Raw genomic sequence first — 17,086 nt, forward strand, 5'->3', positions numbered from 1 at the left:
ACCACGGTGGGTCATTCGGCGGTGGGCTCTTGGCACCCGGCAAAACGCCAGCGATGATGTTCGGTACGTGACGGCTTCGGGTCGGGAGCCGGGGCCCCGGCCACCATCAGGTCACGCGTACACCGCGAACACTCAGGGAAACAGTTGAATGCTTTCACGAAGCTGGCCGTGACGGTGGTCAGCGCACTCGTCGCAACCGCGCTTGCCGTGGGATTCGCGTCCACCGCGTCGGCGGCGCCGGTGGACAACGCCGCACCGATCGCGGCGGCGACCAGCGAACCTCCGCAAGTGACCTACATCAAGGCGTGTCTGCCGCCCGGTGACACGATCGAGCTCCGCACCGGCATCGGCGCGGCGGTCGGAGCCGCGATCGGAGCGCTCGTGGGGCTGCCGGTCTTCTTCGTCGGCGCGATCCCCGGCGCGATCATCGTCGGACTGATCGGGGCCGCGGTCGGAGCCTCCTCCTACGCCATCGATTCCGGGCGGCTCGAGCAGCAGGGATTGTGCTGACCACTTGATTCACCGGACCGGCCCCGCTCCGCCGCGCTGGCGGAAGCGGGGCCGTCGCCATCTTCTGCCCAACGGGTATCCGAGGCAGCGGCTCGCCCTAACGAGGCGGTCGAGATTCGAGGAGGCGGCGAAGGGCCTCATCGAGTGCGATGTTCTTGCCGTACATTTCCGCGATTGTCCGTCGCTGCTCATACAGCACCTCCTGGCTTTTCGCGTAGTACGAGGCGAACACGGCCGCGGTGACGATGTTGAGCGTCATGAGCGTTGCGCCCGCGATCAGCAGGCGGACACCGAATCGGGCGGACGCCGAATCGGCATCGCTCTCCTTCCAGGAGATGTCGGTGTCGGCCAGCACATCATCACGCACTGTGAAAGCCGGTGGCCCATCGGTGATCGCGGTGATGGTGTACCTGCGGTTCCGGCGCAGCAGAACGGGTGCGAGCTCCAGGCCGGACGAGCTGATAGCGATCGGGAGCCGGGTGCCGCTGTCGTCCGGAATCACCGCGATCACCGGAGCACTCACCTCGATCGGCAACGACTGACCTTGGACGAAGTCGTCCGGCCGCACGTCTTTCTGGCCACGGTTGACGAGCGTCGCCACCACGAGATGAGGGTTTCCGATCACTGCCGCGCCATAGGAGACCCGCAGCGCCTGAGATCCCGGTACGCCCGAGATCATCCGCCGGGAGTCGAAATCGAACCGCACGACACTGCGGCGGCGATTCGCCAGAAAGTAGTAGAACCCGGCGACGACGCCAACGACCGTCGCCACCAGTGCCGCCACCGGAACCCACACCATGAATGCAGTGTCCCCGCTCACCACGCGAACCGGAAGACGGTGCGACGCGGCAACATCCGTCGACCGGCGGCGGTTTCAGCGCGGCGCGTGCAGGGCGGCGTGCAACGTCGCCGCCCATTGGTGCACGATTTGTTTGCGGCGGGCCGAGTCGTCGGTGAGGACGTCGGCCAATCCGAGGCCGCGGGCCATATCCAGAGTCGCCTGGACCAGGTGATGGGCTACCGGATCGGAGTCGTTCACGCCGAGGGCTGCGACGGCGCGGCGGTGTGACGCGCGACCGAAGCGGGCCTCCAGCGGGACGATGCGTTCGCGCAGCGCCGGATCGGCGGCGGCGTGCGTCCACACCTGCAGCGCCGCCTTGAACAGCGGACTGGTGTAGGACTCGACCAGACCCGCCACCACCGCCTCGGTGCGGGCGGGTCCGTCACCCAGCTCCACCAGCGTCGCCGCCTCCTGCACGGCCTGCCCGCTGCGCGTGTCGAACATGTACTCCAGCGCCGCGGTGATCAGATCCTCCCTGGTCGGAAAGTGGTGCTGGGCCGCACCACGGGACACCCCGGCGCGCTCGGCGACCACGGCGACCGTCGCGGCCGCCCAGCCCATCTCGGCCAGGCAGTCGATCGTCGCCTCGAGCAGGCGCTGCCGGGTGACTCGGCTGCGGTCCTGCTTCGGTTCGTGGGGTGTCGCCATGGTCGCTATTCTGCCCAGCTCGGCGGGCGGCGCTGCAAAAAGGCCAGCATGCCCTCGTGCACTTCAGGGGTGCCGAAGAAGCTCGCCGAACGCTGCGCGAGTTCCTCGGCGGAGGAGTCGAACTGCGCGAGGATGTCCGCGTTGACCAGCCGCTTGGCCTCCGCGAGCCCCTGCGGCGACCCCTTGCGCACTTCCCCGCACAGCCGCGTCACCTCGGCCGCCGGGTCTTCGGCGGTGACCGTGACCAGGCCGATCTCCTGCGCCACGGCAGCGCCGAACTTCTCCCCGGTCAGGTAATACCGGCTGGCGGCACGCGGGCTGAGCCTCGGCAGCAGGGTCAGCGAGATCATGAACGGCGCCAACCCGATCCGTACCTCGGTGAGCGCGAAGCTGCTGCCCGGCCCGGCCACGACGATGTCGCAGGCTGCGACGATGCCCATGCCACCGGCACGTACATTGCCGTCGATCCGCGCGATCACCGGCTTCGGTGTCTCCACCAGCCCGCGCAGCACGCCGATCATCACCCGGGTGCGCTCGTCGGCGGCCACGGCCGGATCGGCGTTGCTCGCCTCACTGAGGTCCGCACCCGCGCAGAACGTGTTGCCGGTGTGCGCGAGCACGATGACGCGCACCTTGTCGTCGGCCGCCGCGTCGTCCAGCCCGCGCAGCAACTCGGCGACCAGCCTGGAGGACAGCGCGTTGCGGTTGTGCGGCGAGTCGAACGTGAGCGTCGCCACACCGTCGCTCACCTCGTAGCGGACGAACGGGCCCGTCTCGGTCATGCGCGTCCTCTCAGTACGACTTCGGCAGGCCCAGCGAGTGCTGCGCGACGAAGTTCAGCACCATTTCCCGGCTGACCGGCGCGATGCGGCCGATCCGGGATGCGGCCAGCATGGCGGCCAGCCCCACGTCCCTGGTCAGGCCGGAGCCGCCGTGCGTCTGGATGGCTTGGTCGAGTGCCTTGATGCTGGCTTCCGCCGCCGCGTATTTCGCCATGTTGGCGGCCTCGGCGGCGCCCATCTCGTCGCCGGCGTCGTAGAGGGTCGCGGCCTTCTGCATCATCAGCTTGGCCAGCTCCACTTCGACCTTCACCTGTGCGAGCGGATGCGAAATGCCCTGATGCGCACCGATCGGCGCCTTCCACACCGTGCGTTCCCTGGCGTATTCCACCGCGCGGTCGATGGCGTAGCGGCCGAGGCCGATGGCCATGGCAGCGCCCATGATGCGTTCCGGGTTCAGACCGGCGAACAGCTGCATCAGCGCCGCGTCCTCCTTGCCGACCAGCGCGGTCGAGGGCAGCCGGACATCGTCGAGGAACAGGCTGTACTGGTGGTCGGGCTCGATGATGTCCATCTCCTGCGCCGTCTTGGTGAAGCCTTCGGCGTCGGTCGGCACGATGAACAGGGCGGGCTCGAGCTTGCCGGTCTTGTGGTCGGAGGTGCGGGACACGATCAGCACGGCCTCGGCCTGGTCCACGCCGGAGATGAAGATCTTGCGGCCGTTGAGGATCCAGTCCTCGCCGTCGCGGCGGGCAGTGGTGGTGATCTGGTGGGAGTTGGAGCCGGCGTCCGGCTCGGTGATGCCGAAGACCATCTTGCCGGAGCCGTCGGCGAGCTTGGGCAGCCATTCCCGCTTCTGCTCGTCGGTGCCGTACTTGGTGATGATGGTGCCGCAGATAGCCGGGGAGACAACCATGAGCAGCAGGCCCGCACCCTGCGCGGACAGTTCCTCCATCACCAGCGAGAGCTCGTACATGCCCGCGCCGCCGCCACCGTATTCCTCCGGCAGGTTCACGCCGAGAAACCCGAGTTTGCCCGCCTCTTCCCACAATTCGTCGAGCGGCTCGTTCTTGCGCGCCTTCGGAAGCACGTAGTCGCGGTAGTTGTACTTCGCGGCCAGCGCGGCGACGGCGGCCCGCAGCGCCTTCTGCTCGTCGGTTTCGATGAAGCTCATGAGTTCTCCTGTACTACCTGGGGGCTCTCGCACGGCGTCGGTGCGATGAGCGCGCGATCGCGTCTCATCGAGACTCCTGCGTTTCGTTGGTCTCGTCGTTGGAGGCGGGTTCGACGACCGCCAGCACGGCGCCGACGTCGACCTGCTGGCCGACGGTGACGTTGACGGCGCTGAGCACGCCCGCGGTGGGCGCGGCGATGGTGTGCTCCATCTTCATCGCCTCCAGCCACAGGATCGGCTGACCCTGTTCGACCCGGCTGCCGACCTCGGCGCCGAGCCGGATCACGCTGCCCGGCATGGGGGCGAGCAGCGAGCCGGTGGCCACCTGGTCGGCCGGATCGCTGAACCGGGGCAGCCTGCGTACGGCCACCGGGCCCAGCGGCGAGTCGACGTAGACCTGCTCGCCATAGCGCGCGACCTCGAACTCCCTGCGCACCGGACCCCGTTCGCCCGGAACCGACAGCACGACGCGGTCCGGTGCCGACTCGACGAGGCCGAGTCCGTCGTGACCGTCCACCGTGAGACCGGTCCGGCCGAATCGGTAGCCCACCTCGTGCGTTCCGGTGGTGCGGCTCTCGTAGGACTTGCGCTGCGACTGCGACGGCAGGTTCCGCCATCCGCTGGGCAGCCCGCCGCCCACCCGCGCGCCGGTGCGGTTCGCCGCGGCGTCGGCGAGTGCGGCGGCCACGATGGACAACACCTCGTCGGATTCCGACGCCAGCGGTGCGGCGAGGGCGTTCAAGCCGTGCGTCTCGAAGAACGCGGTGTCGGTGTCCCCGGCCAGGAACGCCGGATGACGCAGCACCCGCACCAGCAGGTCCCGGTTGGTGACCAGACCGTGGATCTTCGCCCGGCGCAGTGCCGCGGCCAATAATCGCGCTGCGGCACTTCGCGTTTCAGCGTAGGAAATGACCTTGGCCAGCATCGGGTCGTAGTGCACGCCGACCACCGAACCGTCCACCACGCCCGTGTCCAGGCGTACGCCGGGTCGGTCGAGCAGATCGAATTCGGCACGCACCGACGGGATCTCGATCCGATACACCGTTCCGCTCTGCGGCTGCCAGTCGTGCGCCGGGTCCTCGGCATAGAGCCGGACCTCGATCGAATACCCGCGCATCGCGGGCGGTTCGGCAGCCAAGACGTCACCAGCGGCGATATCCAATTGCAGCCGAACGAGGTCCAGACCGGTGGTGCATTCGGTGACCGGGTGCTCCACTTGCAGTCGGGTGTTCATCTCGAGGAAGAAGAACTCGCCCTGCTCGTCGGCGAGAAACTCGACGGTGCCCGCGCCGGTGTAGCCGATCGCTCCCGCCGCCAGCCGGGCCGCCTCGAACAGCCGCGCCCGCATGCCCTCGGTGCGCTCCACCAGCGGCGAGGGCGCCTCCTCGATGACCTTCTGGTGGCGGCGCTGGATGGAGCACTCGCGCTCGCCCACCGCCCAGATCGTGCCGTGGGTGTCGGCCATGACCTGGACCTCGATGTGCCTGCCGGTCTCGAGGTAACGCTCGCAGAACACCGTCGGATCGCCGAAAGCGGATTCCGCCTCCCGGCGGGCGGCGTCGATCTGCGGTGCCAACTCGGCCAGGTCGCGCACCACCCGCATGCCGCGCCCGCCGCCACCGGCGGACGCCTTGATCAGCACCGGCAGATGCTCCTCGGTGACCTCGGCCGGGTCCAACTCGGCGAGCACGGGGACACCGGCGGCGTCCATCATCTTCTTCGCCGCGACCTTCGAGCCCATCTGCTCGATCGCCTCGACGGGCGGCCCGATCCAGACCAGCCCGGCGTCGAGCACCGCTTTGGCGAATTCGGCGTTCTCGGACAGGAATCCGTATCCGGGGTGGATGGCGTCCGCGCCGGTGGCGAGCGCAGCCTCGATGATCAGCTCACCGCGCAGGTACGTCTCCGCGGGCGTATTGCCGGGCAGGCGCACAGCGGCGTCCGCCTCGACGACGTGCGGCGCGGCGGCATCCGCATCGGAGTACACCGCGACGGTGCCCACGCCCATGCGGCGGCAGGTGGCGAAGACCCGGCGCGCGATTTCGCCACGGTTGGCGACAAGGACGTTCGTGATAGGCGTAGGGGAATTGGACACGGCGCGCCTCACATTCGGAAGACGCCGAAGCCTTCGGCGCCCTTGATCGGGGCATTGTGAATGGCCGACAAGGACATTCCCAATACCGTCCGGGTATCCCGCGGGTCGATGACGCCGTCGTCGTAGAGCCGCCCGGACATGAACATCGCCAGCGACTCGGCCTCGATCTGCGCCTCCACCATGGCGCGCATCCCGGTGTCGGCCTCCTCGTCGAACGGCAATCCCTTCGCCTCGGCGGCGGCGCGGCTGACGATCGAGATGACGCCGGCCAGCTGCGCCCCGCCCATGACGGCGGATTTCGCACTGGGCCAGGCGAAGACGAAACGCGGGTCGTAGGCCCGGCCGCACATGCCGTAGTGGCCGGCGCCGTAGGACGCGCCCATCAGCACCGAGATGTGCGGCACCTTCGAGTTGGACACCGCGTTGATCATCATCGAGCCGTGCTTGATGATGCCCTTCTGCTCGTACTCCTTGCCGACCATGTAGCCGGTGGTGTTGTGCAGGAACAGCAGCGGGGTGTCGGACTTGTTGGCCAGCTGGATGAACTGGGTGGCCTTCTGCGACTCCTCGGAGAACAGCACGCCGCGCGCGTTCGCCAGGATGCCGATCGGATACCCGTGCAGTTCGGCCCATCCGGTGACCAGGCTGCTGCCGTAGAGCGGTTTGAACTCGTCGAAGTCCGAGCCGTCCACGATGCGCGCGATCACCTCGCGTGGGTCGAACGGGATCTTCAGGTCCGATGGCACGATGCCGAGCAGGTCGTCGGGGTCGTACAGCGGCTCGATCACCTCGGCGCGCGGCGCGGGCCCCCGCTTGCGCCAATTCAACCGCTTGACGATGGAGCGGCCGATACGGATCGCGTCCTGCTCGTCCACTGCGTAGTAGTCGGCAAGTCCGGAGATCCGCGCGTGCATGTCGGCGCCGCCGAGCGATTCGTCGTCGGATTCCTCACCCGTGGCCATCTTGACCAGCGGCGGTCCGCCGAGGAACACCTTGGAGCGCTCCTTGATCATCACCACGTGATCGGACATGCCGGGGATGTAGGCGCCGCCCGCGGTGGAGTTGCCGAACACCAGCGCGATGGTCGGAATGCCCGCCGCCGACGCCTGGGTGAGATCGCGGAACATCCGGCCGCCAGGGACGAACACCTCTTTCTGCGTGGGCAGATCCGCACCGCCGGATTCCACCAGCGAGATCACCGGGAGCCGGTTCTCCCGCACGATGTCGTTGATGCGCAGGGTCTTGCGCAGCGTCCACGGGTTCGAGGTGCCGCCGCGCACGGTCGGGTCCGGCGCGACGATCATGCACTCGACGCCCTCCACCACCCCGATGCCGGCGATGGTGCTTGCGCCGACGTGGAATTCGCTGCCCCAGCCCGCCAGCGGGCACAGCTCCAGGAATGGCGAATCCTCGTCGATGAGCAGTTCGATGCGCTCGCGGGCGGTCAGCTTGCCGCGCTTGCGGTGCCGGGCCAGCTTGTCCGGCCCGCCGCCCGCGATGGCCTTGGCGAACTCGGCCTCGACCTCGACGAGCTTGGCGCTCATGGCTTCCGCGGCCGCGGCGTACTCGGGCGACCCGGTGTCCAGGGTGCTCCGCAAGATGGTCATGACTGGTACCCCAATCGTTTCGCCGCCAGTCCGGTGAGGATTTCCGTTGTCCCGCCGCCGATCCCGAGGATGCGCATGTCCCGGTACTGGCGCTCGATCTCGGATTCGCGCATGTAGCCGAGGCCGCCGAAGAGCTGGACGGCTTGGTTGGCCACCCATTCGCCCGCCTCGACCGCGGTGTTCTTGGCGAAGCACACTTCGGCGATCAGGTCGGTCTCGCCTTCGGCGCTGCGCTGCACCACGTCCCGGGTGTAGACCCGGGCGACGTCGATGCGCCGCGCCATCTCGGTGACCGTGTTCTGCACCGCCTGCCTGCTGATCAGTGGGCGGCCGAAGGTCTCACGGTTGCGCACCCACGCCAGGGTGAGGTCCAGGCAGCGCTGCGCGCTCGAATACGCCTGCACCGCGAGGGCGACGCGTTCGCTGACGAACGCGCCCGCGATCTGGTGGAAACCGGAGTCCTCCGGGCCGACCAAGTTCGCCACCGGCACCCGGACGTCCACGTAGGACAGCTCGGCGGTGTCGGAGGCGAGCCAGCCCATCTTGTCCAGCTTGCGGCTGACCGTGAAGCCTGGCGTGTCCTTGTCGACGATGAGCAGCGAGATGCCCGCGGAGCCAGGGCCTCCGGTGCGGACCGCGGTGACCACGAAGTCGGCGCGGACGCCGGAGGTGATGTAGGTCTTGGCGCCGTTGACGATGTAGTGGTCGCCGTCGCGGCGGGCAGTGGTGGTGAGATGCCCGACGTCGGAGCCGCCGCCGGGCTCGGTGATCGCGAGCGAGCCTATTCGCTCGCCAGCAAGGGTGGGCTTCACCCAGCGTTCGATCTGCTCGGCATTGCCCGAGGCGATGATGTGCGGCACAGAGATACCGCAGGTGAACAGCGAGGCGAACAGCCCGCCGGACGCCCCGGCCTGGTGCATCTCCTCGCAGACGATCATCGCGTCCACGCCGTCGCCGCCGGAACCGCCCGCCGATTCCGGGAACTGCGCGCCGAGCAGGCCGAGCGCGCCCGCCTTCTTGTGCAATCCGCGCGGGATCTCTCCCTCGCGCTCCCACCCGTCCAGGTACGGCAGGATCTCGCGTTCCACGAATCCACGGACCGTGGAACGTAATTCGCGTCGTTCCGGCGTGTCCCAGGGTTTGGTCACAGCAGCTCCACGGGAAGATCGAGGTGACGGGACCGCAGCCATTCGCCGAGTCCCTTGGCCTGCGGGTCGAAGCGGGCCTGGTAGGCCACCCCTCGACCGAGCATGCCTTCGATGATGAAGTTCAGCGCCCGCAAGTTGGGCAGGACGTGCCGGGTGACGGTGAGCGAAGCCGCCTCCGGTAGCAACTCTTTGACGCGCGCGACAGTGAGGGTGTGCACCAGCCAGCGCCATTGCTCGTCGGTGCGCACCCACACACCGACGTTCGCGTCGCCGCCTTTGTCACCGCTGCGCGCCAAGGCGATCGTGCCCAGCGGAACGCGGCGAGTCTCCCCAGCGGACAACGGCTCCGGTGCGGGCGGTTCGGCCACCTCGGCGAGTTCGGCAGTGTCGGTGGACGGCGCGATATCGACACGGGTGCCGCCCGGAAGCACCGCGGTGTGTGGCACCTCGGCGGCGTCGACGAACCCAGGCGTGAACACGCCGTACGGAGAACCATTGCCCGGCAAGGTCGTAAAACTGCATCCCGGATAGCTGGCCAAGGCCAGCTCCACCGCCACGTTGGAGAACGCGCGGCCGACCTTGTTCGGATCGGGGTCCCGGACCACGCAGCGCAGCAGCGCACTCGCTTGTTCTTCGGTCTCCGCGTCCGGCCGGTCCAGGCGGGCCAGCGTCCAGGTCAGCTCGGCGGGACGAGTCGGCAGCCAGGACTCCAGCTGACGACGCGCCAGCTCGGCTTTCGCCTCGATATCCAAACCGGTGAGCACGAACTCCATCTCGTTGCGGAAGCCGCCGAGGGTGTTCAGCGAGACCTTGAGCCGAGGCGGCGGAGCCTCGCCCGTGACGGCGCTGATCCGCACCCGGTCCGGGCCGTCCTGGTCGAGCTGGATGGTGTCCAGGCGTGCGGTCACGTCGGGTCCGGCGTAGCGGGCGCCCTGGATCTCGTACATCAACTGGGCTTCGACCGTGTCGACGGTGACCGCGCCGCCCGTGCCCTGATGCTTGGTGATGACGCTGCTTCCGTCGGCGCGGATTTCGGCGATGGGGAAGCCCGGCCTGCCCAGGTCGGCGAGTTCGGTGAAGAAGGCGTAGTTGCCGCCGGTGGCCTGGGTGCCGCACTCTATGACGTGCCCGGCCACCACCGCGCCCGCCAGCTGGTCGTAATCGGTTCGGCCCCAACCGAAGTGCGCGGCAGCCGGGCCGACGATCACCGACGCGTCGGTCACTCGTCCGGTGACGACGATGTCCGCGCCTGCGTTCAGGCATTCCGCGATGCCCCACGCGCCGAGGTAGGCGTTGGCGGTCAGCGGTGCGCCGAAACCGAGGTCACCGGCGCGCGCCAGGAGATCGTCGCCCTCGACGTGCGCGATCTTCGCGTCCAGTCCGAGATCCGCGGCGACCTTGCGCAGTTTTTCGGCGAGACCGGCCGGGTTGAGGCCGCCCGCATTCGCGACGATGCGCACCCTGCGTTCCAGCGCGAGCCCGAGGCAGTCCTCGATCTGCTTGACGAAGGTCTTCGCGTAGCCGAGGCTCGGGTCCTTCATCCGGTCGCGGCCGAGGATCAGCATGGTCAGCTCGGCGAGATAGTCGCCGGTGAGCACATCGAGCTGCCCGCCTTCGAGCATCTCTCGCATGGCACTGAGCCGATCACCGTAGAAGCCGGAACAGTTGCCGATCCGGAGCACGTCCGGGTCGGCGGCCAGCATACTCATCAGCGGGAATGCCTCCTGTACGGCGGACCGTCAGGATGGGCCGCATGCCGCATCCGTGGAGTCCGCGTTCCGCGACCAGCATCACACTCGCGGCAGAAAAAAGCAAGCACGCGTGCTTGTTAATTGCGTGCTGAACCATCGGCGGCGGCGTCCACACACCCGCGACGCGATGACCTGGCCGCGTGGAGCAAGATGAGCACGGTGTCCAGCGACATCACCGTGATCGTTCTGCTCGCCCTCTCCGGGTTTCTGGTCGGCGGCGCCTACACCACCTGGAAGACCGCCCGCCCACTGTCCATCGCGCTGGCGGTCTGCGCCGTTCTCGCGGCAGGTGGCGCTCTCGCCTGGTGGTTCGCATAAGGGCGCTGCCGGACGTAGTCCGCCCACAGTCCGCGCCGGGCCGAACGAAGGCTCGAAGCAGCCGCACACGCGCCGGGCCGAACGAAGGCTCGAGGCAGCCGCACACGCGCCGGGCCGAACGAAGGCTCGAAGCAGCCGCACATGCGCCGGGCCGAACGAAGGCTCGAGGCAGCCGCACATGCGCCGGGCCGAACGAAGGCTCGAGGCAGCCGCCTAATTCCGCGACAGACGGAAGATCCGCAAGTCGTCCGGCACTCCGTTGAGCGGCGCGGCGAAGAAGCTGCGGCGATACGGTTTGACTGCGAGACCGAGCTCGTCCAGCGTCTCGGGCCGCAGCGCTTGCAGCGTGGCTTCGGACAGCATGGTGTGCCCGTTGCCGCCCGCCTCCATCACCCTGGCCGCAATCGTCACGTCCACGCCGAGCCAGTCACCCCCGATCTCGCGCGGAGAGCCGGTGTGCAAACCGATTCGCATTCGCGGGCGATAGCCCCGCACGTGTACCTCAGCGAGGTTGTACTTGGCGTTCACCGCGGCGCGCACTGCCCGGTCCGCCGAGGGGAAGACCGCCATCACGCCGTCGCCCATGCGCTTGACCACCTGGCCGCCGCGCTCGCCGATCGGCGGCTCGATGGCCTTGGCAACCTCGCGCAGCAGTTCGAGGGTGGCCTCGTCACCCGCCGACAGCGACCACCGGGAGAACGCCACCAGATCGGTGAACATCACAGTTATCTCTTGGCTACCCTTACCGCGGCCCACGCGCTCCAACATCGCCTGCCAGACTTGCAAGGCGCCGAAGCCGATTTCCCTGGCCGCGCTGGGGGCGTCGCCGACCAGCTTGTCGGCCGCTCGCGCGACCGCCCGCGCGCCGCCAGGACCCGAAACAGACAGCGGGTCACCGAAAGCGGGATCGCCGGGCAACTGCTCACGGGCCTTGCGCAGCACACCGATCAAATCGGCACGCTGATTGGCGGCGTTCATCAGCGCGGACAGCTGGCCACGCCGCGATCCACCGTTACGGCGGGAAGAGTCGAACTCTTCGGTCGACTCCAACGGAATGACCGTTTCGGGCGGTATGTCGCCGTCGGCCTCCGGCCCTGGCGCCGACTCGCCGCCGCCGGAAGGTGTTTCGCTCACGTCCCGAGGGTATCGCAGCCGATCCGAGCTCGGCCGGTCAGCAATCATCGCCATCTCTCACCTCCGCGGTGAACGTCAGCGAGCACGTCGTCGGGCCCCGCGATGGATAACGAGCTGGTTGCTGAACCGAGGCTACTCGGCCGAGAACGGGTGCAGGAAGCGCAGGCGGCATAGTTTCCGGGATGTTCACACGCGGCTGTGCCGAAAGCGATCGGCCCGGCGCGAAGATTCGCACCGGGCCGATCGCCCCACCGTCCGCCGGGCAGTGGCAGGCGGTGGACGGAGCCCCGGACCTCCCGACAAGGTCGGCGCTCCACAACCCGAGTGGCGAGGGAAGGCGACTCGGGTAGATCGCGCTGAGCGGCTGCCTCGACCTGTCACTCGGCCCCGCGCGGGCCGAGGACGGGCGCCGTGCGGCTGCGCCTATGCGTCGCGTTGGTTCACCGAGATCAGGGCCGCGCCGAAGACGACAGCGACGAAAGCGGTGAAGTAGAGCAAGCTCCCCCAGGGTCCCCAGTGCCAATTGGCGGTGGACGGGGCCGCGCTGAAGAAGTGGTTGGCGTTCGCGAACGGCAGGAACGGGGTGACATTGCGGCCGAAGCTGCCGAACGCGCCGAGCAGACCTTCGATCAGCAGCGGCCACAGCACGATCAGCGAGATGGCTGCGGCGGACTGCCGCACCAGCACACCCACGCCGACCGCGAGGACGATGCACAGGAAGGCGTAGATGGGAATGCCGTAGACCTCGCGCCAGTCCTCCGGGCTCGACAGGGTCAGGCTCGCGCCCGCGTCCGGGCCGCCGAGCGCCTTGGCCACCAGGTAGGCGAGGAACACCAGGACCGTGGTGAGTAGCGCGCCGTACACGCCGACCAATCCCGCCTTGGTCAGGATGACCCGGTCCCGATGCGGCGTGGCCTGGTACGTCGTCCGGATGATGCCGAAGCGATATTCGCTGGTCACGGTCAATGTCGCCATGATCATCAGGACCATCACACCGAAACCGCTGATCCCCGCCACGGCGGTGGAGACGGTCAGGTCGATCGCGCCTTCCTCGCCGTAGGTCGTCCGCGCCACCCAGGCGAGCAGGGCGGCCATGCCGAGCGCGAGGGCCACCACGATCGCCGAGCACCACCAGGGCGACCTGGTCGAGGTGAGCTTGATTCGTTCCGCTGCCAGCACGCCCATCAGAGCGCACCTCCCATCACCTGATCGAAGCCTTCGCCGTGGTACTGCACAGCACCGCCGGTCATCCGCATGAACGCCTCCTCCAGCGAGGCGCGCTGCGGGGCCAGCTCGAACAGCGTGATGTCGTTCGCGGCGGCCAGCTTGCCGACCGCGTCACTGGACACGCCCGCTACCACGAGCGCAGGGCCGTCGGAGCCCGCGCCGTCCTCGCGGACGGTCATGCCGTTCGAGGTGAGCACGCTGCGCAGCTGGTCGAGCTGAGGGCTGCGCACCCGCACCGACTGCTCCGACGCGCGCTCGATGAACTCTTGCGTGGTCGAGTCCGAGATGAGCTTGCCGCGCCCGATGACGACCAGGTGTTCGGCGGTCTGCGCCATCTCCGAGAGCAGATGGCTGGAGACCAGCACGGTGCGGCCTTCGGCGGCCAGTCGCTGCATGAACCGGCGGATCCACAGGATGCCCTCCGGATCGAGGCCGTTGACCGGCTCGTCGAACAGCAGCACCTGCGGGTCGCCCAGCAGCGCACCGGCCAGGCCGAGCCGCTGTGACATGCCGAGCGAGAATCCGCCCGCGGACTTGCCCGCCACCTCCGACAGGCCGACCAGCCGCAGCACCTCCTCCACTCGGGACTTGGGGATGTCGTTGGACGCGGCCATCCACTCCAGGTGGGCGCGCGCGGACCGGTTCGGATGTACCCACTTGGCGTCCAGCAGCGCGCCGACGGCGCGCAGCGGATGGTCCAGCTCGTGGTACTGCTTGCCGTCGATCAGGGCAGTGCCCGCGGTGGGCTTGTCCAACCCGAGGATCATCCGCATGGTGGTCGACTTACCCGCGCCGTTCGGCCCCAGGAAGCCCGTCACCTGCCCCGGTCGCACGGTGAAGGACAGATCCTGCACCGCGACGGTCTGCCCGTAGTGCTTGGTCAGGCCTCTCAGCTCGATCATGCTGCCCAGCATTCCGCAAAACGCGGCGACGCGCGTCGGTAAATGGTGTCGAGTTCGGTCATCCTCGAGGATGAGGGCGAGATGAGGGGTATCCCCCGGTTCGCGTCGTCTACCGCGTCGGCGGCTACCGCGAGATTCATGTGCGGGTCGTCTCTCGCCTGTGCGAGCGACGTCCACCCCGATCATCCGCGCAGGTACGAGCGTTTCGACCGAACTCGGTGTGGAAGTCATGGATGACGGAAGACCACGGCCGAACCTTCACCAGATCGGACCCGACCTACCCGCAAGGAGGATCGTCGGCATGCCCGCACACGAATCGCATCCGCGCCCGTCCTGGGTGCCCGACCACCTCTACCCGTTCACCGATCACTACCTCGACCTCACCGGGGTCAGGTTGCACTACATCGATGAAGGCGAGGGGCCGCCGCTGCTGATGTTGCACGGCAATCCCACTTGGTCGTTTCTCTACCGCAACATCGTCATCGGCCTGCGTGACCGCTATCGCTGCATCGCGGTCGACTATCCCGGCTTCGGTCTGTCCTACGCCTCGCCGGGCTACCGTTTCACCCCCGCCGAGCACGCCGACATCGTGGCGCAGTTGGTCCTGCACCTCGATCTGCGCGAGATCACTCTCATGGTGCAGGACTGGGGTGGCCCGATCGGGTTCGCCGTCGCCACACGTCATGCGGACCGGTTCACCGCCTTCGTCATCGGAAACACCTGGGCTTGGCCCAAAGCCGACCTCGGAACGCAAGCGTTCTCGCGCTTTCTCGGCGGACCGGTCGGCGGCTGGCTGATCCGAGAACGCAATTTCTTCGTCGAACGCATCATCCCGGCCGGAGTCCGTCGCACGAAATTGGACGACACCGTGATGAACGCCTACCGCGGGCCCTTCCCCACCCCGGCCTCCCGCGAACCGGTGCACGTGTTTCCCCGCGAGATCCTCGGCAGTCGCGGTCTGCTCTCCGATGTCGCAGGCAAACTCCCGACCGTGACCGACCGACCCGCGCTGATCGTGTGGGGCACCAAGGACATCGCCTTCCGCACCACCGAACTTCACCGGTGGGAACAGCTGTTTCCGCAACACCACACGGTCCCACTCGTCGGCGCGGGCCATTACATCCAGGAAGACGCGTCCGACGAGATTGTCGACGCAATCCGCGGTTGGGCATCGGATTGAAGCCTGCATGCCCTCGGGCGCTCTCTCAGCCCGTACCCATGTGCGTCCGAAAGCGGGGATGATCTAGCAATACCCTCTCCACGAGGTCATCGCGACGCCGAACTCGCGGGGCTCACTGCCCGGCAGGTGACATGGTCGCGACGCGGGTCGTTCAGACGGCGTTTGCTGCAAGCAGGATCACGGCCCTGAGTGCGGCGGCGGCATCGAGAAGGGCGTGCGAGCGAGCCGTGATGCTCGCGTCTCGTGCTGCCAGCGCTGCTTCGACGTCTTCGGATCGCTGCCCGCGCGGCAGATCCGGCATCAAGGACCGGAGGGTGTCGACGCGGTAACCCGCGCTGCGCAACTGGTGGACGATCCGAGCATCCCGAACCTGAGCCGGTGAATACTGTCGGGTTCTCTGCCCGGCAACGCGATCCGGAACGACAAGCCCCTCGGCGTCCCAATGCCGCAAGGTCGACGGGCGCACGCCGAGTGCGGCGGCGAGCTCGGACACGCTCATAGAATCCGACGCGCGCACGTCCTCGATCGGCTCGGCGGAGATCGCCTCGGCCGCCCGCTTGGCCAGCGCGAGGTCGGCACGTTCACGATCGAGCCGGGCGTGCGCAGCATCCAGCAGTGCGAGCACCTCCGAGATCGGCCGGTCATGCACCGCCCGAACGATTCGCTTGGCCTCGACCGGGCCGACGCCCGCCGCCAGCGCGCGATAGGCCAGCGCGGAACGCAGGTGGATCTCGCCGTAGCTGCGATAACCCGCGGCTGTGCGCAGCGCGGTCGGCAGTACCCCGGCACGCTCGAGGTTACGGATCTGCTGCACCGAGTAACCGGCATGCCGCGCGACATCCACCGTGCGCATAGACGAGTTGAGAGTCGACACCCTTTCGTTCCTGGTCTTCCGCCTCGAAGTCTCCACAAGCACCTTAATGTGACGCTGGAGCACATGACCATCGACGAGATCATCGGCCTGGTATCCCGCCTCGACGGAGTCCTGACCCTCCAGCCCGGACCTGGCGACGGCTCACCCGAGATCAGCTGGGGCGACACGTTCTTCTATTACGCACCGAGCGGGGAAGTGCCGCAAGCAACTCAGCCCTTCGCAACGATCGTGACGAAGAACTATCCGGGCGACGAAAGCTCGCGCCTGGACCGCACGGATACGTTCCGCGTCAACATCGCCGCCGGAAAAGAAGCCTTCATCCACTGGACCGGCCACGCTCCACGCGAACGAGCCGTCGAGGTCGACCCAAGCGTCACCGACAGTGTGATCGCCCACCCCGTATACGGCTCCGCCGGCTGGCTCGCGGTGATCAACCCGGGCCAACGCACAGAGGAGGCGGCCCGCGAACTGCTCCGCACAGCGTATGAACGCGCACGCTCCCGCTATGAGCGACGTGCCGCGTCAGCGCACAGCTGATGCCCCAGGCTCACTTCCAGGGACGCGCTACTCCGAACTGGACCGGAGTTTGAGTGAAGCCCTGGCCTCGGCCGTAAAGCTCTATCACGACAACGAATACGACCAGCTCTCCCGAATACTCCCGCGCCTCATCGAAGATGGATACGAGGAAGCGCCGCTCATGCGGTCACGAATTCTGCAACCGGCCGGATCCGTAATGGTGCAGACGCGGCAGCTTCAGCCCGCGCAGACCGCACTCGATCGCTCACTGGCCGACGCCGAGGCCTTTCACTTCGACGGAGGAGGGGCCCGGGTGATCGCGTTCGCTGTCGGCCGGGCCGATATGGCTGATTCGCCGATTGATCACTGAGACAGCGGCGGG

The 17,086-nt window shown here is 67.9% G+C and carries 17 protein-coding genes; 5 read left to right on the top strand and 12 right to left on the bottom strand.

The genetic code is table 11. From position 1 onward, the window contains the following. Positions 1–144: 144 nt before the first annotated feature. On the top strand, positions 145–510 hold the full coding sequence (locus tag NA4_RS15215; RefSeq protein WP_067470276.1) for a hypothetical protein: 366 nt from the start codon (positions 145–147) through the stop codon (positions 508–510). Positions 511–607: 97 nt separating this feature from the next. On the opposite strand, the gene NA4_RS15220 is transcribed toward NA4_RS15215, so the two are convergent. The 8 genes from NA4_RS15220 to NA4_RS15255 all read right to left on the bottom strand — a co-directional run bounded on the left by NA4_RS15220 (position 608) and on the right by NA4_RS15255 (position 10,511). Beyond that, positions 608–1,309 (bottom strand): hypothetical protein, encoded by a 702-nt coding sequence (locus tag NA4_RS15220; protein ID WP_067470277.1) that lies wholly within the window; start codon positions 1,307–1,309, stop codon positions 608–610. 75 nt (positions 1,310–1,384) lie between these two features. After that, entirely contained in the window at positions 1,385–1,999 is a 615-nt protein-coding gene (locus tag NA4_RS15225; RefSeq protein ID WP_067470278.1) for a TetR/AcrR family transcriptional regulator, read from the bottom strand. A gap of 5 nt (positions 2,000–2,004) precedes the next feature. Continuing rightward, the gene (locus tag NA4_RS15230) at positions 2,005–2,781 is read right to left on the bottom strand and encodes an enoyl-CoA hydratase family protein (RefSeq protein WP_067470279.1); all 777 of its coding nucleotides are present in this window, start codon (positions 2,779–2,781) and stop codon (positions 2,005–2,007) included. Positions 2,782–2,791: 10 nt separating this feature from the next. Beyond that, positions 2,792–3,952 (bottom strand): acyl-CoA dehydrogenase family protein, encoded by a 1,161-nt coding sequence (locus NA4_RS15235; protein WP_067470280.1) that lies wholly within the window; start codon positions 3,950–3,952, stop codon positions 2,792–2,794. A 64-nt stretch (positions 3,953–4,016) separates the two neighbouring features. Then, positions 4,017–6,047 carry an acetyl/propionyl/methylcrotonyl-CoA carboxylase subunit alpha gene (locus NA4_RS15240; protein WP_174552948.1) on the bottom strand — a complete coding sequence of 677 codons (2,031 nt, stop codon included), beginning with the start codon at positions 6,045–6,047 and terminating at the stop codon, positions 4,017–4,019. An 8-nt stretch (positions 6,048–6,055) separates the two neighbouring features. Further along, complete coding sequence (locus tag NA4_RS15245; RefSeq protein ID WP_067470282.1) at positions 6,056–7,654, bottom strand: acyl-CoA carboxylase subunit beta; 1,599 nt, start codon at positions 7,652–7,654, stop codon at positions 6,056–6,058. Beyond that, the gene (locus NA4_RS15250; protein WP_245671380.1) at positions 7,651–8,802 is read right to left on the bottom strand and encodes an acyl-CoA dehydrogenase family protein; all 1,152 of its coding nucleotides are present in this window, start codon (positions 8,800–8,802) and stop codon (positions 7,651–7,653) included. The genes NA4_RS15245 and NA4_RS15250 overlap by 4 nt, the downstream gene beginning before the upstream one ends. Continuing rightward, positions 8,799–10,511, bottom strand: a complete 1,713-nt coding sequence (locus NA4_RS15255; RefSeq protein ID WP_067470284.1) for an acyclic terpene utilization AtuA family protein — start codon at positions 10,509–10,511, stop codon at positions 8,799–8,801. Before NA4_RS15255 ends, NA4_RS15250 begins: the two co-directional genes overlap by 4 nt. Before the next feature lie 192 nt (positions 10,512–10,703). Here NA4_RS15255 and NA4_RS41405 point away from each other — a divergent pair, with 192 nt between their 5' ends. Continuing rightward, positions 10,704–10,871, top strand: coding sequence for a CG2302 family histidine operon protein (locus tag NA4_RS41405; protein WP_169811045.1), 168 nt, complete (start codon positions 10,704–10,706; stop codon positions 10,869–10,871). A gap of 213 nt (positions 10,872–11,084) precedes the next feature. Here NA4_RS41405 and NA4_RS15260 read toward each other — a convergent pair whose 3' ends face one another. The 3 genes from NA4_RS15260 to NA4_RS15270 form a co-directional block, all read right to left on the bottom strand. Next, positions 11,085–11,849 (bottom strand): adenylate/guanylate cyclase domain-containing protein, encoded by a 765-nt coding sequence (locus NA4_RS15260; protein WP_157129025.1) that lies wholly within the window; start codon positions 11,847–11,849, stop codon positions 11,085–11,087. 579 nt (positions 11,850–12,428) lie between these two features. Beyond that, a complete protein-coding gene (locus NA4_RS15265; protein WP_067470285.1) occupies positions 12,429–13,190 on the bottom strand; it encodes an ABC transporter permease in 762 nt (253 codons plus the stop codon). Further along, the gene (locus NA4_RS15270) at positions 13,190–14,134 is read right to left on the bottom strand and encodes an ABC transporter ATP-binding protein (protein WP_067470300.1); all 945 of its coding nucleotides are present in this window, start codon (positions 14,132–14,134) and stop codon (positions 13,190–13,192) included. The genes NA4_RS15265 and NA4_RS15270 overlap by 1 nt, the downstream gene beginning before the upstream one ends. Before the next feature lie 301 nt (positions 14,135–14,435). Here NA4_RS15270 and NA4_RS15275 point away from each other — a divergent pair, with 301 nt between their 5' ends. Further along, positions 14,436–15,314, top strand: coding sequence for an alpha/beta fold hydrolase (locus NA4_RS15275; protein WP_067470286.1), 879 nt, complete (start codon positions 14,436–14,438; stop codon positions 15,312–15,314). Positions 15,315–15,465: 151 nt separating this feature from the next. Here the strand turns inward: NA4_RS15275 and NA4_RS15280 are convergent, their stop codons facing one another. Continuing rightward, a complete protein-coding gene (locus tag NA4_RS15280) occupies positions 15,466–16,167 on the bottom strand; it encodes a MerR family transcriptional regulator (protein WP_067470287.1) in 702 nt (233 codons plus the stop codon). Positions 16,168–16,251: 84 nt separating this feature from the next. On the opposite strand from NA4_RS15280, the gene NA4_RS15285 reads away from it, so the two are divergent. Beyond that, positions 16,252–16,725: a DUF6194 family protein gene (locus NA4_RS15285; RefSeq protein WP_067470301.1), complete on the top strand. Its 474-nt coding sequence runs from the start codon at positions 16,252–16,254 to the stop codon at positions 16,723–16,725. Continuing rightward, positions 16,694–17,074, top strand: a complete 381-nt coding sequence (locus tag NA4_RS15290; protein WP_157129021.1) for a hypothetical protein — start codon at positions 16,694–16,696, stop codon at positions 17,072–17,074. Before NA4_RS15285 ends, NA4_RS15290 begins: the two co-directional genes overlap by 32 nt. Positions 17,075–17,086 lie beyond the last annotated feature (12 nt).

Origin of the sequence: Nocardia amamiensis NBRC 102102 (genome assembly GCF_001612745.1) — a bacterium.
Classification (GTDB): domain Bacteria; phylum Actinomycetota; class Actinomycetes; order Mycobacteriales; family Mycobacteriaceae; genus Nocardia; species Nocardia amamiensis.

Excerpts from the sequence above, each read along its gene's own strand:
- NA4_RS15220 (WP_067470277.1), bottom strand. The coding sequence starts at position 1,309 with ATGGTGTGGGTTCCGGTGGCGGCACTGGTGGCGACGGTCGTTGGCGTC.
- NA4_RS15225 (WP_067470278.1), bottom strand. The coding sequence starts at position 1,999 with ATGGCGACACCCCACGAACCGAAGCAGGACCGCAGCCGAGTCACCCGG.
- NA4_RS15230 (WP_067470279.1), bottom strand. The coding sequence starts at position 2,781 with ATGACCGAGACGGGCCCGTTCGTCCGCTACGAGGTGAGCGACGGTGTG.
- NA4_RS15235 (WP_067470280.1), bottom strand. The coding sequence starts at position 3,952 with ATGAGCTTCATCGAAACCGACGAGCAGAAGGCGCTGCGGGCCGCCGTC.
- NA4_RS15245 (WP_067470282.1), bottom strand. The coding sequence starts at position 7,654 with ATGACCATCTTGCGGAGCACCCTGGACACCGGGTCGCCCGAGTACGCC.
- NA4_RS15255 (WP_067470284.1), bottom strand. The coding sequence starts at position 10,511 with ATGAGTATGCTGGCCGCCGACCCGGACGTGCTCCGGATCGGCAACTGT.
- NA4_RS41405 (WP_169811045.1), top strand. The coding sequence starts at position 10,704 with ATGAGCACGGTGTCCAGCGACATCACCGTGATCGTTCTGCTCGCCCTC.
- NA4_RS15260 (WP_157129025.1), bottom strand. The coding sequence starts at position 11,849 with ATGAACGCCGCCAATCAGCGTGCCGATTTGATCGGTGTGCTGCGCAAG.
- NA4_RS15265 (WP_067470285.1), bottom strand. The coding sequence starts at position 13,190 with ATGGGCGTGCTGGCAGCGGAACGAATCAAGCTCACCTCGACCAGGTCG.
- NA4_RS15270 (WP_067470300.1), bottom strand. The coding sequence starts at position 14,134 with ATGATCGAGCTGAGAGGCCTGACCAAGCACTACGGGCAGACCGTCGCG.
- NA4_RS15275 (WP_067470286.1), top strand. The coding sequence starts at position 14,436 with ATGCCCGCACACGAATCGCATCCGCGCCCGTCCTGGGTGCCCGACCAC.
- NA4_RS15280 (WP_067470287.1), bottom strand. The coding sequence starts at position 16,167 with ATGCGCACGGTGGATGTCGCGCGGCATGCCGGTTACTCGGTGCAGCAG.
- NA4_RS15285 (WP_067470301.1), top strand. The coding sequence starts at position 16,252 with ATGACCATCGACGAGATCATCGGCCTGGTATCCCGCCTCGACGGAGTC.
- NA4_RS15290 (WP_157129021.1), top strand. The coding sequence starts at position 16,694 with ATGAGCGACGTGCCGCGTCAGCGCACAGCTGATGCCCCAGGCTCACTT.